Genomic DNA, 18,365 nt, shown 5'->3' with positions numbered 1-18,365 from the left:
CAAAGATATGTAAAATCGATAAATAAATGGAGGAGGTAGAAGGATGGGGCAGCAAACGATAAATGAAGATACAAATATTGGAGTACATACCCCAATCATTCAAAAGATGAGTGTTATACCTGTTGCTGGAAAAGATAGTATGCTCCTTAATTTAAGTGGTGCCCATAATGCTTTTTTTACAAGAAATATCGTGATTCTCAAAGATAGTACTGGAAATATTGGCGTGGGTGAAGTGCCAGGTGGAGAGCCGATAAGACAAACTCTTGAGGACACGAAAAGTCTAATTCTACAAAGAAAGATAGGAGAATATAAAGACATATTAAATGAAATAAGAATAAAGTTCGGTAATCGAGATCAAGGTGGGCGAGGTAACCAAACATTTGATTTACGAACCACAATTCATGCTATTACTGCATTGGAAAGTTCACTGCTTGATTTAGTTGGTAAGTTCCTCGAAGTTCCTGTTGCTGCATTATTGGGTGAAGGAAGACAAAGAGATGAAGTAGAAATGTTAGGTTATCTATTCTATGTCGGTGACCGTAATAAAACAGATTTACCATATGATAGTGATGAAAATGCTCGGGATGAATGGTTCCGATTACGTCATGAAGAGGCATTGACTCCAGAGGCGATCGTGCGATTAGCAGAAGCTGCACATGAAAAGTATGGTTTTAAGGATTTTAAACTTAAAGGAGGTGTGCTTCGGGGCGAAGAAGAAATGGAAGCAATTATTGCATTAAAAGAAAGGTTTCCTGATTCCAGAATCACACTTGATCCAAATGGAGGGTGGCTGCTAAAAGATGCAATTCGCCTCTGCAAAGATAAGCATGATATTTTGGCATATGCCGAGGATCCATGCGGTGCAGAGGGTAGCTATTCTGCTAGAGAAGTGATGGCAGAGTTTCGTAAAGCAACTGGACTGGCGACTGCAACCAATATGATTGCGACCGATTGGCGACAAATGGGGCATGCTATTCAATTACATGCCGTAGATATTCCTTTAGCTGATCCACATTTCTGGACGATGCAAGGATCTGTTCGTGTCGCACAATTATGCTATGAATGGGGATTAACTTGGGGTTCACATTCGAATAATCATTTTGATATCTCGCTTGCCATGTTTACACATGTAGCTGCAGCAGCGCCAGGTAATATCACGGCTATTGATACACACTGGATATGGCAAGATGGCCAAGGTTTAACCAAAGACCCATTCCAGATTAAGGGAGGTAAAGTAAAAGTTCCTATAAAACCGGGATTAGGAATTGAACTTGATATGGAGAAAGTGGATAAAGCCCATAAGTTATATGTTGAAAATAGCTTAGGTGCAAGGGATGACGCCGAAGCTATGCAGTATCTTATTTCGGGGTGGAAGTTTGACAGTAAAAAACCAGCATTAATTCGTTAAAAACTAAGAAGTGAATTTCTTCTTAGTTTTTTATTGTGGTTTAGGAATATCCTGGCTATAATTTTTATTTTATGATGGGATAAAGTAGTTTTGCCTAACACTTCATTTATACGAATATATGAAAGAAAGAGTCCCTAGTAAAGGACAGGATAAAAACTGATATTGTTTTTGCGAACGAATGAAATAATTAGGAGGATAACTGATGGAGAAAGTGTGATTCTGCAGTGAAACCTTTTCATAGTTTTTACGTATACAGTAGTGCTATAGTTTATGAAAGGGAGATGGAATTTTTGAAGAAGATGAAATTATTTTTTGTAGGAGTTTTATTTTTATTAGTAGTTGGACTCGCTGCATGTGGCGATGAAGAGTCCTCCGAGCACATAGGGGCAAATTCTAAAGATAAATCTACTGAAGAAACGGCCGGTGAGGAAGACTCTGATAAGAACGAGGTAATACAAGAAAACTTATTGGATTGGGAAACATCCAATTTTGAAGAATCTGGTAATAAAATAATTCCTGTAGAAGAGGGGAACCTTCCTGAAACACCGAATAGTTTTCTGACTTTCGCAAATGACGGTATATTTATTTTAGGAGGAAACTGGCAAAACTACTTTTATGATTATTTGAATGGATCGATGAGTGCTTATGATTTAGATGGAATTGGCAATCCTAATCAGTCAAATGAAATTGGAGCATGGACTTATTTATATGACAAATATTTCTATTCCATAAACAACGAGGAAGAAAATCCAGAAGAAAGCCAGATTGTAGAAGTAAATACAGAAACTGGGGAAAAACAAGTGTTTATGACAGTAGATGAAACATCTCATATTGTCGAGAAAGACCGTATACTTTACATAGCTGAGAATGCTAACTTTTTTGCCTATGATATAAATAATGATGAAAATCTGTGGGAAATTGAGCCTGACGTGAATTTTAATGTGATTAATATACAAGCAACTGATAATTCAATCGTTCTGCTTGGTGATGAAGGCCTTGCGGTATATGATCTGTCAAATGGTGAGAAGCGTTATGAAGTTGAGGGGTATTTTGAAGATATTGTTGTTGATGGTGAATCTTTTTATGTATTAGAAACAGATGAAGAAGCGTTGTTTGAGCTTGAGAATCCAATTTATAATGTTTATCGATTTAATCAAGAAACGGATGAAGGAGAAAAGTTGTTTACAACACCTGAAGTAAATTCCTCTAGTGAATATGGGGAATTGGAGCTTGGCATGGATAATGACAATATTTATGTTAAAACGAAGTACGGTGTTTTAGCGTATGACAAGGATAATGCAAACGCACTCTGGACTGTATTGATAGGAGAAGGGTTAGTTCAAGAATTAGATGAAACGGTTACGGACGATTTCCAAGTGGTTTACAATAATGGAAAGGTCTATATACGAACATCGATATGGGGGACAACACCAGGACCTGAAACCACCTTTACGGTTATAGACGGAAAAACAGGTGAAATGTTAGAAAATTATGCTATAGGAGCAGGAGAGGCTTTTGGTCCAGTTGTTGACGGAGAAAGCGTCGTATTATTTCAATCAGATGAAACAAGGGGCGAGCGACAACTTAAGTTTTATGTTATACCTTAAGAGGATATAAATAAAGGAGCAGGATGTTATACGCACCCTGCTCCTTTTATGGCATAATATCATAAACTTTATAGTCAGTTGTAGCGATAACATTGATGTTGAATTAAATATTCCTATCTTTAAATTCAAATTACTGGATCTGATGTCCGATAAATTTGAGGATTTCTTTTTGCTCTTTTTCGGTGCATGAATACTGTTGTTCCAATTCTTCCAAATATGCTCCAGCCTTTCTCAGCTCTACAACACCTTTTTTCATAAAGGATTTGTAGTGGTCATTTACTTTGTTAATTTCATCAGCATATTTTTCATCTGTTCCAGGAGTGACTGCTTCTTCGTATAAATCAATGTTTTCCTCCCCTTCCCTGGTTGGGAAAAATTCATGAGGGTCCGTGCTATCAAAGAGACCAAATTGTAAATCGGGAACTAATACCATATCAATACTATTAGGATCGAAACTACAATGATAAATTTCCGTATCATAACCATATTCTATACAAGCACTTGCTACTTTTTTCATAAATGTAGACTTGCCTGTGCCAGCCCGCCCTTTTACATAAAAAACGCGAGAAAGTTTTTCCGTAATATGGGGGATGACATTGACAGGGCCATCCACAGTCGTGGTACCAAAAAGGCGATGATATTCATGTGCATTTCGATTTTTATTTAGTTGCCCTTTTAATCTTTCTTGAATAAATCCCTCGGTTATTTCATCCGCTCGTTCAAAATTCATTTCTTTAATATAGATCTCTTCCAGGTCATCATGAACTCGTAAACCTGTTTCTAGATTTTTATATGCTTTTTCAGTATGATGGTTGAATTTTTCTACTTGCTCCTTATTTTTTATCGGATTGTGTTGTGTAAATGGACTTAAATCTAGTTCGACTATCCCGTTTCTATCATCTGGTAGAATGCAATCATTTAAAAAAGCAATGCCTTTTTTACGAATAACAACACCATCCAAGTAACTATCACCTAATGCACTTTTTAATACTTCCACTTCATTAGTAGATTCATATTTTGAGATTAAGTTTTTTAGAATTTTTGTTTTTATCTTTTGAGAAGGATGTTTTAATCCAATGACTTGATGGAGGCGCTTTATATTGGAGGGAAGTAAGTTTAAAAATCCCTTTGCAGTGTTTGCCGTTACATAGTAATACTTTTTCATCGAGACACTTCCTTTTTGTAATAAGTTATAGGTACTTGGTTATTTTTATCTAGAGAACAACCGTCTGTATCACCACACTGATGGAAGTCTCATTTTATATAACTTATGCCTATTCTTCGTTTTGGGTGAATGTAATGGTTAAATATTATTCTATTCTAAAAATTTAGTATTGATAAATGATTCTATATTCGTTAAGATAACTATAACATTATCTTAATTAAGTTAATTAATAAAGATTAATGATACATTAAGGTAATATAAGATTACGAGAATATACAATTAAACTTAACATAGGAGGTATGAAAAGGTTATTTTGTAAGCATTTGATAAGGTTTTACAAATTGATTCAACTCGGGAGGTTTATTTATATGTCACAAAAGAGAGATTACAAGTCTTTGTCGGTATTAGAAAAGAGTCGCCTTAAAGAACATTCCTATTTTATGTCATATAGTAACAAAGTGGATGCTCTAAGTTATGAGCGTGGTCATTCCAATGGATTTTTACTATTAAACGGAAATTGGAAATTTCATTATGCAGAAAGTCCAGAATTAGCTCCTCAAAATTTTTATACAAACGATTATAACGTTGACGAATGGGATGATTTATACGTTCCTTCCAACTGGCAAATGAATGGTTATGGAAAGCCACATTATACGAACGTGCAGTATCCTTTTCCAGTTGATCCACCACATATTCCTTCAGAAAATCCAACCGGGTCTTATCGAAGAGACTTTCATATTTCAAAAGAGATGTTAGATGATCAGATAATTTTACGTTTTGAAGGAGTAGATAGTGCTTTTCATGTATGGATAAATGGTGAATTTGTCGGCTATAGCACTGGGAGTAGATTGCCGTCTGAATTTGATATAGGTGCCTACGTGCATGAAGGGAAAAATACGATTTCCGTACGTGTATATCAGTGGTCCGTAGGAAGTTATATTGAGGATCAGGATATGTGGTGGTTGAGTGGTATTTTCAGAGATGTGTATTTAACTACAAAACCAAACGTACATGTACATGACTTTTTTGTGAAGACAATCTTAGATAAGAATTACGACGATGCAGAACTTGATGTGGATGCGATTATTCATTCATCATCTAAGAACACAGGTGCCTATAATATTGAATTAGAGTTGTTAGATAATACTTATCAAGTTATAAAAACAACGGCTATTGATGTGAATGTTAATGGAAAAGAAGTGAGTAACGTTTCTTTGAAAATGAATGTTACTTCTCCTAAAAAATGGTCTGCAGAGATACCCTATCTCTATCATTTACTGATTACGTTGAAAGATGAAAATGGTAGCGTCATAGAAACAATTCCTGTGAAAGTCGGATTTAGATCAGTGGAATTAAAAGATGGTCTGATTCAGGTAAATGGAGTGCCAGTACTATTTAAAGGAGTTAATCGTCATGAACATCATCCTGATTTAGGAAGGGCTGTTCCGATAGAGTGGATGGAAAAAGACATTCAATTAATGAAGCAGAATAATATTAACGCAGTGCGAACGTCGCATTATCCAGATGATCCGAAGTTCTATGATTTATGTAATGAATATGGATTATATGTGATTGATGAAACAGATATTGAGTGTCATGGTTTTGGGTTTTCGGGGTACGAACATCCGATAAGTGACAACCCAAGTTGGCAAGAAGCTTATGTAGATCGGATGAAGCGGATGGTGGAGAGGGATAAGAATCATCCTTCTGTCATTATTTGGTCTTTAGGAAATGAATCTGGCTTTGGGCGTAACCAAGAAGCCATGTATAAATGGACGAAGGAAAAAGACCCGACCAGACTCGTTCATTATGAGGGGGAATCGCGTCACATATTGGATAAAACAAATAATAAACCAAATGAATTGCATGTAGCAGCAGACATGTTTTCCACGATGTATACTTCTGTGGAAATTATGCAAAAGTTAGGTGAGCGGAGAGACTTAGAACAACCTCATATATTATGTGAATTTGCGCATGCAATGGGGAATGGGCCGGGAGGTTTCAAAGAGTATTTCGATTTATTTTATAAGTATGATCGTTTGCAGGGAGGTTTTGTTTGGGAATGGTTAGACCATGGAATTCGTCAAACAAATGATGATGGCGAAGAATATTTTGCCTATGGTGGAGATTTTGGTGAAATACCGCACGACTCTAACTTTGTAATCGATGGAATGGTAATGCCAGATGGAACTCCTTCTCCTGCATTAATAGAGTATAAGAAAGTGATTGAACCTGTACTAGTAGAGCCGGGTAATCTGAAAGATGGGATTGTCCATATTACGAATCGCTACAACTTCCTTAATTTAAATCATCTATCAGCTACTTGGTCACTAGTTGCAGATAATACGATTATTGATTCTGGGTCGATTGAACTTCCAGTGATTGAAGCTGGAGATATGAAAGAGGTAGAGATTCCGTATACATTACCTGCTCTCATTAAAGATAGAACGGATTATTGGCTGAACATCCAGTTCAACCAGAAGGAAGATACGAAATGGGCAAAAGCTGGTCATGAGGTTGCTTGGCAACAGTTTTTACTTCCTGTTCAGGAAAAAGACGTGCAAGAAGTAGGTAAATTAACAGGTAATGGCGTATTACGTGTGGAAGCAGATGAATCAAGTCGTGCGATTACTGTGATGGGTGACCATTTTCAAATTACTTTTAATAAAAGTACGGGAGTCTTAGATTCCTGGCAAGTGGCTGGCCATGAAATGTTAGAAAAAGGACCAAAACTAAACTTCTGGCGGGCAACGACAGATAATGATCAATTAGGTTCAGATGAATTCGGATCGACAATTGAAGAGAAAAATTGGAAAAATCATGGACTTCATATGATGCAGCATAGGCTTAATTCAATTGATTACGAAGTATCCAAAGCAAAAGATTTTGTTACTATCACCGTCAGTAGCAAAGTTTCTCCTCCAGCATTTAGTTGGGGATTTGATACCAAGATTACGTATAACGTATTTAATGATGGTACGGTGAATATTGATGTCTCAGGAATAAAGGTAGGGGAAGCTTCAGAGACTTTACCGCGTATTGGTCTACAACTGAATCTGGATAAACGATATAACCTTGTCGATTGGTACGGTCGCGGCCCTGGTGAATCTTATGTCGATAGTAAATTAGCGAATCGTTTTGGAATTTGGTCCAAAACAGTGGAAGAATTGTATACGCCTTATGTGGTGCCACAAGAAAATGGAAATCGATCTGAAGTGACTTGGGCATCGTTAACAGATAATAATGGGGTCGGCTTTTTTATTGCAGGGGATGCCTTTAATTTTAGCGCGCATCATTATACAACTGAAAATATTCAAGAAGCTCGCCATACTACCGATTTAGTAGAAGAAGATTTCATTGTATTAAACCTAGACCATCAACAACAAGGGCTAGGTTCAGCTAGTTGTGGTCCAGGTGTATTGGATAAGTACCAATTGAAAAACGATGATTTTCATTTTTCATTGAGTTTAAAAGGCTATTCAAAAAACCAATTTTCTCCACTAAATTTATATAAGTGTATTGATGTAACATCGCTTTAGATAGCAAGTAGAGGTTGGGACAAAAGTATTTTATCAAAAGATAAAACCTAAACCAAGGGTCTGACAACCCGCTTCAGAAATATACTGCGCTTAATCCAAAGGCGGCTGATGAGTCTCTGGACTCTGCATTCCCTCTCATCTATGCCTTAAATCCAAGGAGTCTCTGTATATTTCTTATGTATATTCTAAGTATGCTCTATCTTTTGAAAACATCGTTATGTTCTAACCTCTACAATTATTTAATACGCTGCGGTGGTTTATGAATACGAATTTATTAGAGTTTAAATATTCTTTTTTATTTATGAAAGCGCATTAATATTGGTAGTTGTGTCATGAAAAGTATAGAAGGAGGGAGAAAATGAGAAAGATTCTATTAGTCATCGTAGTTGTCACTTCGATTTTTATAGCTGGGTGTTCAGGAAATGGATCAGATGCGCAATCCAAAACACCAGAAGCGTTAACTGTATGGGCTTGGGATCCTTATTACAATGTGAAGGCTCTTGGAATAGCTGAAGAAATTCATAAGGAAAAGGACGCTGATTTTGAGTTAAATATCATTGAAAATGCTCAGGAAGATATTGTTCAAAAGTTAAATACGAGTTTAAGTTCTGGGGCTCAAAAAGGTCTTCCGAATATCGTTTTAATAGAGGATTATCGGGCGCAGACATTTCTTGAAGCATACCCGGATGCTTTCTATGATTTGACTGGGAAGTTTGAATCGAATGATTTCCTTTCATATAAGATTCAAGCTACAAGTAAAGATGGGAAAAATTACGCTATCCCATTTGATACGGGATCGGCTGGATTATATGTACGAAGAGATTACTTAGAAGAAGCCGGATACACTGTTGAAGATCTACAGAATATCACATGGGAAGAGTACATCGAAATCGGTAAAGATGTAAAAGAGACAACTGGAAAAAATCTGATAACGAACGACCATAATGATCTCGGAATTATTCGGATGATGATTCAATCTTCAGGGGAATGGCTAACAGAAGAAGATGGAGTAACACCAAATATTGCCGGTAATGAATCGTTAAAAACATCTCTGGAGTTATATAAGACATTTGTCGATGAAGGTTTATTGAATCTCCATTCCGGGTGGAGTCAATTATTAGAAGCAGTCAACAATGATTTGGTTATATCACAAGCTAATGGGAATTGGTTTACGCCATCGATAACTGCAGAAGAATCACACTTAGGTAATTGGGCAGTGGTTCCATTTCCAAGACTTCCTGGTATAGAAGGATCTGTGAATGCAACTAATTCAGGTGGTTCATCTTTTTACGTACTGAATATACCTGGGAAAGAACAGGCTGCTGATTTTCTCATCAATACGTTTGGTTCAAGTATTGATTTATATAGTGAACTGGTTAATGAGATAGGTGCAATTGGAACATATATTCCAGCTAACGAAGCAGGGATATATGGAGAAGAAGTAGAGTTCTTTGGAGGGCAAACTATTTATGAAGATTTTTCGGAGTGGGCAGAAGAGATTCCAGGTGTGAATTATGGTATGCATACGTATGCTATTTCGGATATGCTCGCTATTTCGTTGCAACAGTATCTTAGAGGCGGAGACCTCGATGCGATATTGGAAGAAGCTCAACAACAAGCAGAAAGACAGCTTAGATAGTAATCATGTTGTAGAGCTTACGTTTTTTAAGAGAGGGGTGGAAATTCATGGAGTCAACCAATACAAATACAAAGTTTAATAGAAAAAAGAGATGGAAGTTACCACCGAAGACGCGTAAGAAAAAAGGTTGGTTATTTATAATATTAGCAGTAATTATGATTTGCCTCTTTTATTTTTATCCTATGATTCAAGCTTTCCTCCTATCATTTCAGTCAGGTCCTGGGGTGAATTTAGAATATGTAGGTTTTGATAACTATATTCGATTAGTTACAGATCCAAATTTTCTCACAGCTTTATTTAATACCGTTATCTTTTTTATTATTCAAGTACCTCTAATGATTATATTTGCGTTAATTATTTCAGTCATGTTAAATAATAAAAATTTGAAATTTAAAGGACTATTTCGAACAGCTATCTTCTTACCAGCAATTACATCACTCGTTGCTTATTCGATAATCTTTAAATATTTATTTAGTAATAATGGCACAGTAAATACCATGTTGATGGATTTCGGTATTATTTCTGAACCTATTTTATGGCTACAAGATCCTTTTTGGGCAAAAGTAGTCATTATCTTGGCGATTACGTGGAGATGGGTAGGTTATAACATGATATTTTATCTTTCCGCACTTCAAAATGTGGATGAATCCATTTATGAAGCAGCAAGAATAGATGGTGCATCCGCCTTTCAACAATTTTTTAGAATTACAGTTCCCATGCTAAAGCCGATTATATTATTCACTTCTATTGTTTCCACGATTGGTACGCTTCAGTTATTCGATGAGCCTATGAATATAACAGAAGGTGGACCAGGAAATGCTACGACGACCATTTCTCAATATATTTATAATTTATCGTTTGAATACACTCCTGATTTTGGTTATGCAGCTGCAGTATCATTTACGATTGTTGCGATGGTAGTATTCTTCTCGATTATTCAGTTCAGAATTGCAGGTGATAAGAATGACTAAATTCAAACAAGGGTTTATGTATGCATTTTTAACCGTTGCTTCAATCATTTCGATATTTCCGTTTTACTACATGATTGTTAGTGCGACTAACAAGTCTATTGATGTGACAAGGGGAAGTTTAATTCCTGGTGCACATTTTATAGAGAATATTAAAAATATGTTGGATTCCGTTGCCATTGGTCAAGCCATGTGGAACTCAGCGATAATCGCGATTGGGACCACTGTGTTTGCACTTCTCATTGCATCGTTGGCTGGATATGGTTTTGAAATCTTTCGTAGTAAGAAAAAGGATATTGTATTTAGTATATTGCTACTGTCGATGATGATTCCTTTTGCAGCGATCATGATTCCACTATTTCGTTTTTTTGGAGGTATTTCTCAAGTAGCACCTCTTATAGGTATTGATACATTGGCTGCAGCGGCATTACCAACTATTACAACTGCGTTTTTAATTTTCTTCTTCCGACAAAACACAAAGATGTTCTCGCGTGCGCTTTTAGAAGCAGGCAGGATTGATGGATTATCAGAATTGGGACTTTTCTTTCGGGTCTATCTTCCATCGATGAAGACAACATATGCAGCAGCAGCAATTATTACATTCATGAATAGTTGGAATAATTACCTGTGGCCATTGGTAGTTTTACAATCTCCAGAAAATCAGACCGTTCCGTTATTAATTTCAAATTTAGGTTCCAGCTATACACCTGATTATGGGGTAATTATGTTAGTAATTGTTATTACTACAATCCCAACAGCACTAATTTTCTTCTTGTTGCAAAGATACTTTGTTGCTGGCATGCTTGGATCGGTCAAATAGAATAGACTATTGTCTTACTCTTACGTTTACAATATGATTAAATATGTTCTTAATTGGATTTAATGATTTAAAACACTTTCATTTATGGTAAAATTATATATCATAGATATGTGAGCAAAATTCATGGTAGATAATTATAAATTCGTTGATAAACGTATAACGAAGAAATTAGCTTTAGAAATTTCTCCTTATATTATTACGTGAATGGACGAATCGAATCAAAAATAAAAATTAGTTAACAACATGTAATATGTAAAATTCATCTTGATTTATAGCATTATCAAAATATTCTTTTTCAGGATGTTTTTGATAATGCTTTTTTGATTTTAGAAGTCTTCCTACTAATATCACATATGTGTTTAACAATAGGATTAACCTCCATAATACAAATTTCCTATATATTGTCAAAACGAACACCCAAGTGAAGTGAATTTTAAAAAATTTAATGGTTATATTTTCTCAACTGGGACAAACTGAGCGTACCATAAATCAATCATAAGTATAGACAGAATATTTCAGCTTTCAACAAGTGCAGATGTGTTTATTGTTAAGAAAATAGGGAAATGGAAGTAAGTAAGGAAAAAGAAGCGTGAATAAAGGTGGAGGTTGAAGGTATTATAAAATAACTACTTGGCGAATACTCTTTGATAACAAACACTGAAGCCATACAATTGAGTGGCTAATCAAACAGAAGTATTTTACATGTTTTCTGTTTATGTTATACTACAAGAGTTTTGACAAAGAAAGATAAGGAGGTCATATTATCAAATCAATTACACCTGTTTTTTGGGTTTCTATGGCATTAGTATCTGTATTTATTATATGGGGAGCTTTTTTTCCTGCAAATGTTGAGTATGTTTTAGGCATAGTTGATACCTATATTTCGAATACGTTTGGCTGGTTTTACTTATTAGTTACTACAGGATTTGTTTTGGTTGCCCTATTTCTTATTTTTGGGCCATATGGAAAAATTAAACTTGGTAAACCTGACGAAAAACCAGATTATAGCTATTTTACATGGTTTGCGTTTTTATTCACCGCCGGTATGGGTGTTGGACTGGTATTCTACGGAGTGACAGAACCAGTAACACATTATTATTCACCTCCTTCTGCGGAACCTGAAACAATTGCAGCTGCAGAAGAATCAATGCAGTACACCTTATTCCATTGGGGACTTCATCCATGGGCTACATATGCTGTGCTAGCATTGGCATTGGCTTACTTTAAATTCCGCCACCGCGCACCTGCTTTAATTAGTTCCACTTTTGCACCACTGTTTGGGGATCGTGTTAAAGGTCCACTAGGAATTGCCATTGACACACTAGCTGTTTTTGCTACTGTATTTGGTATTGCAACGTCTCTCGGACTAGGTGCGACACAAATTACAGCTGGTTTGAGCTTTAGTTTTGATGGAATTGAAAATAATCTGGCTACAAATTTAATTGTTATTTTAATTGTGACTGTATTATTCATTCTTTCTGCAACTACAGGTATCAATAAAGGTATACGATACCTGAGCTGGGCGAATGTGGTTCTTGCTATCGCATTAATGGCATTTGTGTTTGTCCTCGGCTCTTCTGTACAAATGATTGAATCCTTTACAACAACTATTGGTAATTATGTTCAAAATCTACCATCAATGACTCTAAATATGAATGCATTTACCGGTGAAAGAGATTTTCTTAATGCATGGACACTCTTTTACTGGGCATGGTGGATTGGCTGGTCACCATTTGTTGGAACCTTTATCGCAAGGGTTTCAAGAGGTAGAACAATTCGTGAATTTGTTATTGGAGTAACAGCTGTACCAGTATTATTTAGCGCTTTATGGTTCTCTGTTTTTGGTATCGCAGGTTTAGAAATGGATGCGGCTCAAGGAGGCGTGATTCATCAGTTAATGAATGAACTAGGAAACGAAGTAGCATTATTTGCATTTCTGGAGCAACAACCTATGGCAGCGGTAGTTATCGGTGTCGCAGTACTCTTGATTGCTTCGTTCTTCATTACGTCTGCCGATTCCGGTACATTTGTGTTAAGTATGCTGACAACAGGAGGAGAATTAAACCCAGGTATGGGAATTAAGGCTATTTGGGGTGTTATCCTTGCTGCAATTGCCGCTGTTCTATTGTGGTCTGGAGGACTCAATGCACTTCAAATGGCTATGCTGATTTCTGCATTCCCATTTGGAATTTTAATGGTTCTCATGAGTATTTCGCTTATCAGGGCATTGAGGAGCGAACATGGCATTATAACGATAGAAAAAAGACAGCGTCAACTCGATCCTAAATTTAGAGAAAAACAACAAAAAGAACTCAAAAAAATGCGTGAAGGATTTATGGAAACACTTCCTGACGCTGAAGAAGATAAAGATTTTTAATACAAAAAGCTGTCCAGGTAGGAGCATTCTCCGATTTTGGACAGCTTTTTTTTGATCTTGTCAATTCTTTAATTGGTTAAGAGAATTTCTATATATGGGATATATAGGCTATCCTTTAACAGATCCAGCTGCAAGTCCTTTGACAAAGTGTTTTTGCAGGAGGAGGAAGAGAATAGCCATCGGTAGTGTAGCAATAATCGCCGCGGCGGCAACTAAATTTATATTATTGGCATTTTCCCCAAAGAATCTAGATAATGCAACCGTCATTGTCTGAACAGATTCATCTTGAAGGAAGAATATAGCAAATTGATAGTCGTTCCAAATATACACACAAGCGATAATCAGAATTGAAGCTGTTACTGGTTTAAGTAAAGGAAAAACTATCTGAAAAAAGATTCGAAATGTTCCAGCTCCATCAATCCTAGCTGCTTCTTCTAGAGATTTCGGAATCGTAGAGCGAATAAATCCTGCATATAAAAAGATGGTTAGGGGTAAATACGAAGCTACGTTATTAAAGATGGCTACTTCATGTGTATTCATTAAGCCGATATTCACTACCAGTTGATATAAAGGAACTAATGCAGCAAGTGGCGGGACAACCATAATGGCAATAAAGAACATAAACATAAATCGATTAAGTTTTGTTTGTCTTCTTGCCAGTGGGTAAGCGGCAAGTGATCCAATAACAATTAATAAAATTGCTGCAAAGAACGTTATAATACCAGTGTTTAATAAGGCATTGCCTAAATTCGCTACTTGCCAAGCTTCTGTAAAATTAGACCAGCTAAATTCTGTCGGAAAAACCCATTTTGAACTGAAATCGCTCTTTGTTTTTAGTGCTGTCGTAATTAATATATAGAAAGGAAGAAAATGAAGCACTGCAAATATTAAAGCAAAAGTAGATAATGTAATTTTTCGTTTACTTGAAATATAATCCATTATGCTTCAACCTCCTTACGTTTAAAGTAGATAAGTGCTAACAAGCTAAGTATTAAAATAATCACCATCATAAGTACACCTTGTGTTGCTGCATATCCTGCATCTTCTCTTGTAAAATATAAATCATACATAAATGTAGACATCGATTGTGAGGAGTTACCGGGTCCTCCACCAGTTAGAGAAATAATGACATCAAATAGTTTTAGACCACCAATGATATTGATTACGATATTAATCGTAATTGATGGCATCAATAGTGGAAGTGTAATATTTTTGAATTTCTGGAAAGCGGAAGCCCCATCGATATTTGCTGCTTCGTAAAAATCTCTGGAAATGCTTTGTAAACCTGCTAAGTAGATAATCATTGCTACTCCTACGAATTGAAATGTGTTTACGAAAACAATAATCCAAATATTGATATCTACATTTCCTAAAATATTTACTCTATCTAATCCTAATGCCAAGAGAACATCATTTAATGCTCCGCCTTGATAGGAGAAAAAGAAGTACCAAATATATCCCATAATTAATGGGCTAATAATGACAGGTAAGTAGATGATTGTTCTCGTAATACTTTTGAATTTAATGCTTTGATTTAGTAATAAGGCATACCCTAGTCCAATGATATTTTGAAATAAGGTACTACCTATCCCGTAAATCAAAGTGTTACGTACAATTGTCCATGTATCAGGATCGGTAAGCAACCGTGTATATTGTCTAAGACCAACATAGTCAAATGTTTGAGAGAAGCCATTCCAGTTTGTGAATGAAATACGAATACCATTTAAAAACGGATACACGATAAAAAAACAAACAAACAGGAGGGCTGGTAAGTACATCCACCAAAGGGATGAGTTTCGCGCGATTCGTGAGGGTTTCTTTACGCTTACTGCCATTTTCATTCAACTCCTATAGAAATTTAATGCGTTGATCATCTTAAGGGTTTAATCGAATCCTGCTTGTTCAAATAATCGTAAATATTCACTTTTCATTTTTTGGGTTACGCCTTTTGGGGAAAGTGCACCAGATAATAGCTCTTGGCCACTCATTCCCATTGGTTTCCACATACCGTTTGGTAAGTAAATACGATCGAAGTATGGTTCAACTACTATATCTTTATATTTATCAAAATAAGGCTGATAATAGATGTCTGCTTTCGCGTTCGTAAGTCCAGCAGATAGAGAAGTTCCTTCTGCAACAGCTTTTACATTTTCTGGTCTAGAAAGAAAATCAAGAAATGCTTTTGCTTCTTCGGGATGTGGTGTATCTTTCCAAATAGCAAGTGTATGTCGTTCTCCACCGATCCAGCTCGGACTGTCTCCTTGATGAATAGTTGGTACAGGCATAACACCTAGTTCGATATCAGGGTTCAATTCTTTAATAACATTTATCGGTACGGTACGCATTACAAAAGCAATTTTCCCTTGAGCAATCAGTTGATTTTGTTCATACGTTCTAGCCGTTAATACATCGATATTAAGTAAATCTTTCTCATGCATTTCCAACAGTTTTTCCGATAAAAATGTATAAGGTTCCCAATCAAAAGTACCGTTCAATAGCTCATCTCTATAATCATGATCTGGATGAGTAATGAGTAGAGGAGTAGCAAATTGATCATAGTACTGGCCGAAAGATGTCGTAGTGGAACCATCGAACCAGAATGGTGCAATTTCACCATCACTTTTTTCTTTGATAGTTTCTAAAGATTGCATAAATTCTTCAAACGTTTCCGGTACCTCAATGTTATAGTCTTCTAGAATTTGTTTATTATAGGTTAATCCGTCCATAGCCTGATTAAGTGGATAAGCATAAACTTTTCCTTTTTCATCAATAAAAATTTGTTCCAATGTTGGATCAAGATGCTCCACCCAATCCATATCTCTTAAGTCCATCGTATATTCCCCATATCGGTTCTTCGCCCAGCCATGTGTGTCAAATAAATCTGGAAGGTCATTGGCAGCCATTCGAATCCGCAGTTGGCTTTCATAGTCTTGACCGGGAAGGTTCAAATTGATCCGAATATGGGGATTTTCTTTCTCAAAATCGTTTACTACTTTCTTAACTGCATTCTGCTCTGCTTCATTGGATACTGTAGAATAGACAGTTAACGTTACTTGATTACCTGAACCCTCATTATCCTTTGAGCTGACTTCTGTTTCTTCATCCATACAGCCTGCAAGGATCATCACTGCTAACATTACTAATAAAAATGATCTGAAACATAATCGCATAAGGATACTCCTTTTCATTTGAAGTTGATTGTGAACATAATAAACCGCTTTCAATAATCTGCTTGTAATTAGCTGCACTATAAAACGAGTGTTTTTTAGACAAATAATTAAATGTTAGACTAAAGAGTCGATTGATAATGTTAGTTAGCGTAAGAAATGTATGGAGACTCCTGTGGGAGTTAGGCACAGGTGAGAACCTGGATTCCGTAGCAGCCGCCGTTGGATAAGCACAGTATATTTCTGAAGCGGCTATCGTAAACCTATTCTTTTGGTTCTCCCACCTCTATCTTTTTTTATAGGTATTCAGGTAACCAATCTCCGTGTGCTTCTATTAAATCATCACATAGGGAAATAATATCATCGATGGATAATTCTGCAGATGTGTGTGGATCGAGCAGGGCTGCTTGATAAATTGTCTCCTTTTTCCTTGTTAAGGCAGCTTCTACTGTTAATAGTTGTGTATTAATATTTGTTCTGTTTAAAGCAGCTAATTGTTCCGGTAAATCACCAACATAGGTTGGAGAAATACCACTTGCATCAACGAGACAAGGGACTTCAACAACTGCATTTTCAGGCAAATTATTTATTAATCTTCCTTTATTTAATACATTACCGCCAATTTTAAACGGAATATTTGTTTCCATTGCTTCAATAATATAGGAGCCGTATTCATGCGACCGTTGATGGTTTAATTCCGTATTATTTACAATGTCTTCACGCATTTGTTTCCAGCCCTCAATTTGATTAACGCAACGGCGTGGATACTCATCTAATGGAATATTAAAACGCTCAATTAATTCAGGATAGCGGCTCTTCATAAAGTAGGGATGATATTCCGCATTATGTTCAGAAGATTCTGTAATATAATAGCCGAATTTATCCATCAGTTCAAAACGGACCATATCATCGTGCTTTTCTTTTTGTTTTTGTTTTGCTCGTTTTTTTATTTCAGGATAAAGGTCTTCTCCATTACGGGTAATTTCTAAAAGCCAAGCCATATGGTTGATACCAGCAATTTTCCACTGAACATTGTCTGTCGGCATATCTAATGATGTAAGTAAATCATTTGCACAAACTTGAACGCTATGACAAAGTCCAATCGTTTTGATTCCTTCTTTTAACATGACATTTGTTAGGGAAGCCATAGGGTTCGTATAATTAAGGAACCATGCATCTGGACACACTTTTTTTATGTCTTTAGCAAATTCCTGCATCACTGGAATCGTTCGCAAATTCCGGAAGATACCACCAATACCAACCGTATCAGCGATGGTTTGGCGTAGATCGTATTTTTTCGGGATTTCAAAATCGGTAATCGTACAAGGATCATAGCCACCTACTTGGATAGCATTGATAACATATTTTGCCCCGCGAAGTGCCTCTTTACGATCTTGATATGATTTAATTTTGACGGTATAATTCATATTAGATTTCATGTTCTTTAACATCATCTCAGAATCTTGCAGTCGCTCCTGATTAATATCGAACAAAGCAAACTCGAAATCTTGTAAAGCTTCTACTGTCATACAATCACCTAAGACATTTTTAGCAAATACGGTACTACCTGCACCTAGAAATGTTATTTTTGACATTACTTATACCTCCTAAAAAAATTTTCTCCTCACTTAACCCGTTTGGAAACCTTTATTCGCGTTGAAGTAGGAGTATTATC

The 18,365-nt window shown here is 36.2% G+C and carries 12 protein-coding genes; 7 read left to right on the top strand and 5 right to left on the bottom strand.

Translation table 11 applies throughout. The annotated features are described in order from the left end of the window. The first annotated feature begins 43 nt into the window (after nucleotides 1–43). Both gudD and C794_RS15420 read left to right on the top strand, forming a co-directional pair. The gene (gene gudD, locus C794_RS15425; protein ID WP_017798059.1) at nucleotides 44–1,408 is read left to right on the top strand and encodes a glucarate dehydratase; all 1,365 of its coding nucleotides are present in this window, start codon (nucleotides 44–46) and stop codon (nucleotides 1,406–1,408) included. A 290-nt stretch (nucleotides 1,409–1,698) separates the two neighbouring features. Then, entirely contained in the window at nucleotides 1,699–3,015 is a 1,317-nt protein-coding gene (locus C794_RS15420) for a hypothetical protein (RefSeq protein WP_017798058.1), read from the top strand. A gap of 130 nt (nucleotides 3,016–3,145) precedes the next feature. On the opposite strand, the gene C794_RS15415 is transcribed toward C794_RS15420, so the two are convergent. Then, a complete protein-coding gene (locus C794_RS15415; RefSeq protein WP_017798057.1) occupies nucleotides 3,146–4,180 on the bottom strand; it encodes a hypothetical protein in 1,035 nt (344 codons plus the stop codon). A 368-nt stretch (nucleotides 4,181–4,548) separates the two neighbouring features. Here C794_RS15415 and lacZ point away from each other — a divergent pair, with 368 nt between their 5' ends. The 5 genes from lacZ (at nucleotide 4,549) to C794_RS15385 (ending at nucleotide 13,523) form a co-directional block, all read left to right on the top strand. Next, nucleotides 4,549–7,719, top strand: coding sequence for a beta-galactosidase, LacZ type (lacZ, locus tag C794_RS15410; RefSeq protein WP_017798056.1), 3,171 nt, complete (start codon nucleotides 4,549–4,551; stop codon nucleotides 7,717–7,719). A gap of 358 nt (nucleotides 7,720–8,077) precedes the next feature. After that, a complete protein-coding gene (locus C794_RS15405) occupies nucleotides 8,078–9,358 on the top strand; it encodes an ABC transporter substrate-binding protein (RefSeq protein WP_017798055.1) in 1,281 nt (426 codons plus the stop codon). 47 nt (nucleotides 9,359–9,405) lie between these two features. Next, complete coding sequence (locus C794_RS15400; RefSeq protein ID WP_017798054.1) at nucleotides 9,406–10,329, top strand: carbohydrate ABC transporter permease; 924 nt, start codon at nucleotides 9,406–9,408, stop codon at nucleotides 10,327–10,329. Beyond that, complete coding sequence (locus C794_RS15395) at nucleotides 10,322–11,146, top strand: carbohydrate ABC transporter permease (RefSeq protein ID WP_017798053.1); 825 nt, start codon at nucleotides 10,322–10,324, stop codon at nucleotides 11,144–11,146. The genes C794_RS15400 and C794_RS15395 overlap by 8 nt, the downstream gene beginning before the upstream one ends. A gap of 763 nt (nucleotides 11,147–11,909) precedes the next feature. Further along, nucleotides 11,910–13,523 carry a BCCT family transporter gene (locus C794_RS15385; protein ID WP_039819669.1) on the top strand — a complete coding sequence of 538 codons (1,614 nt, stop codon included), beginning with the start codon at nucleotides 11,910–11,912 and terminating at the stop codon, nucleotides 13,521–13,523. A 108-nt stretch (nucleotides 13,524–13,631) separates the two neighbouring features. On the opposite strand, the gene C794_RS15380 is transcribed toward C794_RS15385, so the two are convergent. The 4 genes from C794_RS15380 to melA form a co-directional block, all read right to left on the bottom strand. Beyond that, nucleotides 13,632–14,462 carry a carbohydrate ABC transporter permease gene (locus tag C794_RS15380; protein WP_017798050.1) on the bottom strand — a complete coding sequence of 277 codons (831 nt, stop codon included), beginning with the start codon at nucleotides 14,460–14,462 and terminating at the stop codon, nucleotides 13,632–13,634. Next, nucleotides 14,462–15,358: a carbohydrate ABC transporter permease gene (locus C794_RS15375; RefSeq protein WP_017798049.1), complete on the bottom strand. Its 897-nt coding sequence runs from the start codon at nucleotides 15,356–15,358 to the stop codon at nucleotides 14,462–14,464. The genes C794_RS15380 and C794_RS15375 overlap by 1 nt, the downstream gene beginning before the upstream one ends. Nucleotides 15,359–15,406: 48 nt before the next feature. Further along, entirely contained in the window at nucleotides 15,407–16,693 is a 1,287-nt protein-coding gene (locus C794_RS15370; RefSeq protein WP_017798048.1) for an ABC transporter substrate-binding protein, read from the bottom strand. Nucleotides 16,694–16,986: 293 nt separating this feature from the next. Next, a complete protein-coding gene (gene melA, locus C794_RS15365; RefSeq protein ID WP_017798047.1) occupies nucleotides 16,987–18,285 on the bottom strand; it encodes an alpha-glucosidase/alpha-galactosidase in 1,299 nt (432 codons plus the stop codon). Nucleotides 18,286–18,365: the final 80 nt, after the last annotated feature.

The organism is Oceanobacillus kimchii X50 (assembly GCF_000340475.1).
GTDB lineage: Bacteria > Bacillota > Bacilli > Bacillales > Amphibacillaceae > Oceanobacillus > Oceanobacillus kimchii.
Note: the sequence above shows the minus strand (reverse complement) of the source record. Positions and strands in the feature narration are given on the sequence as shown.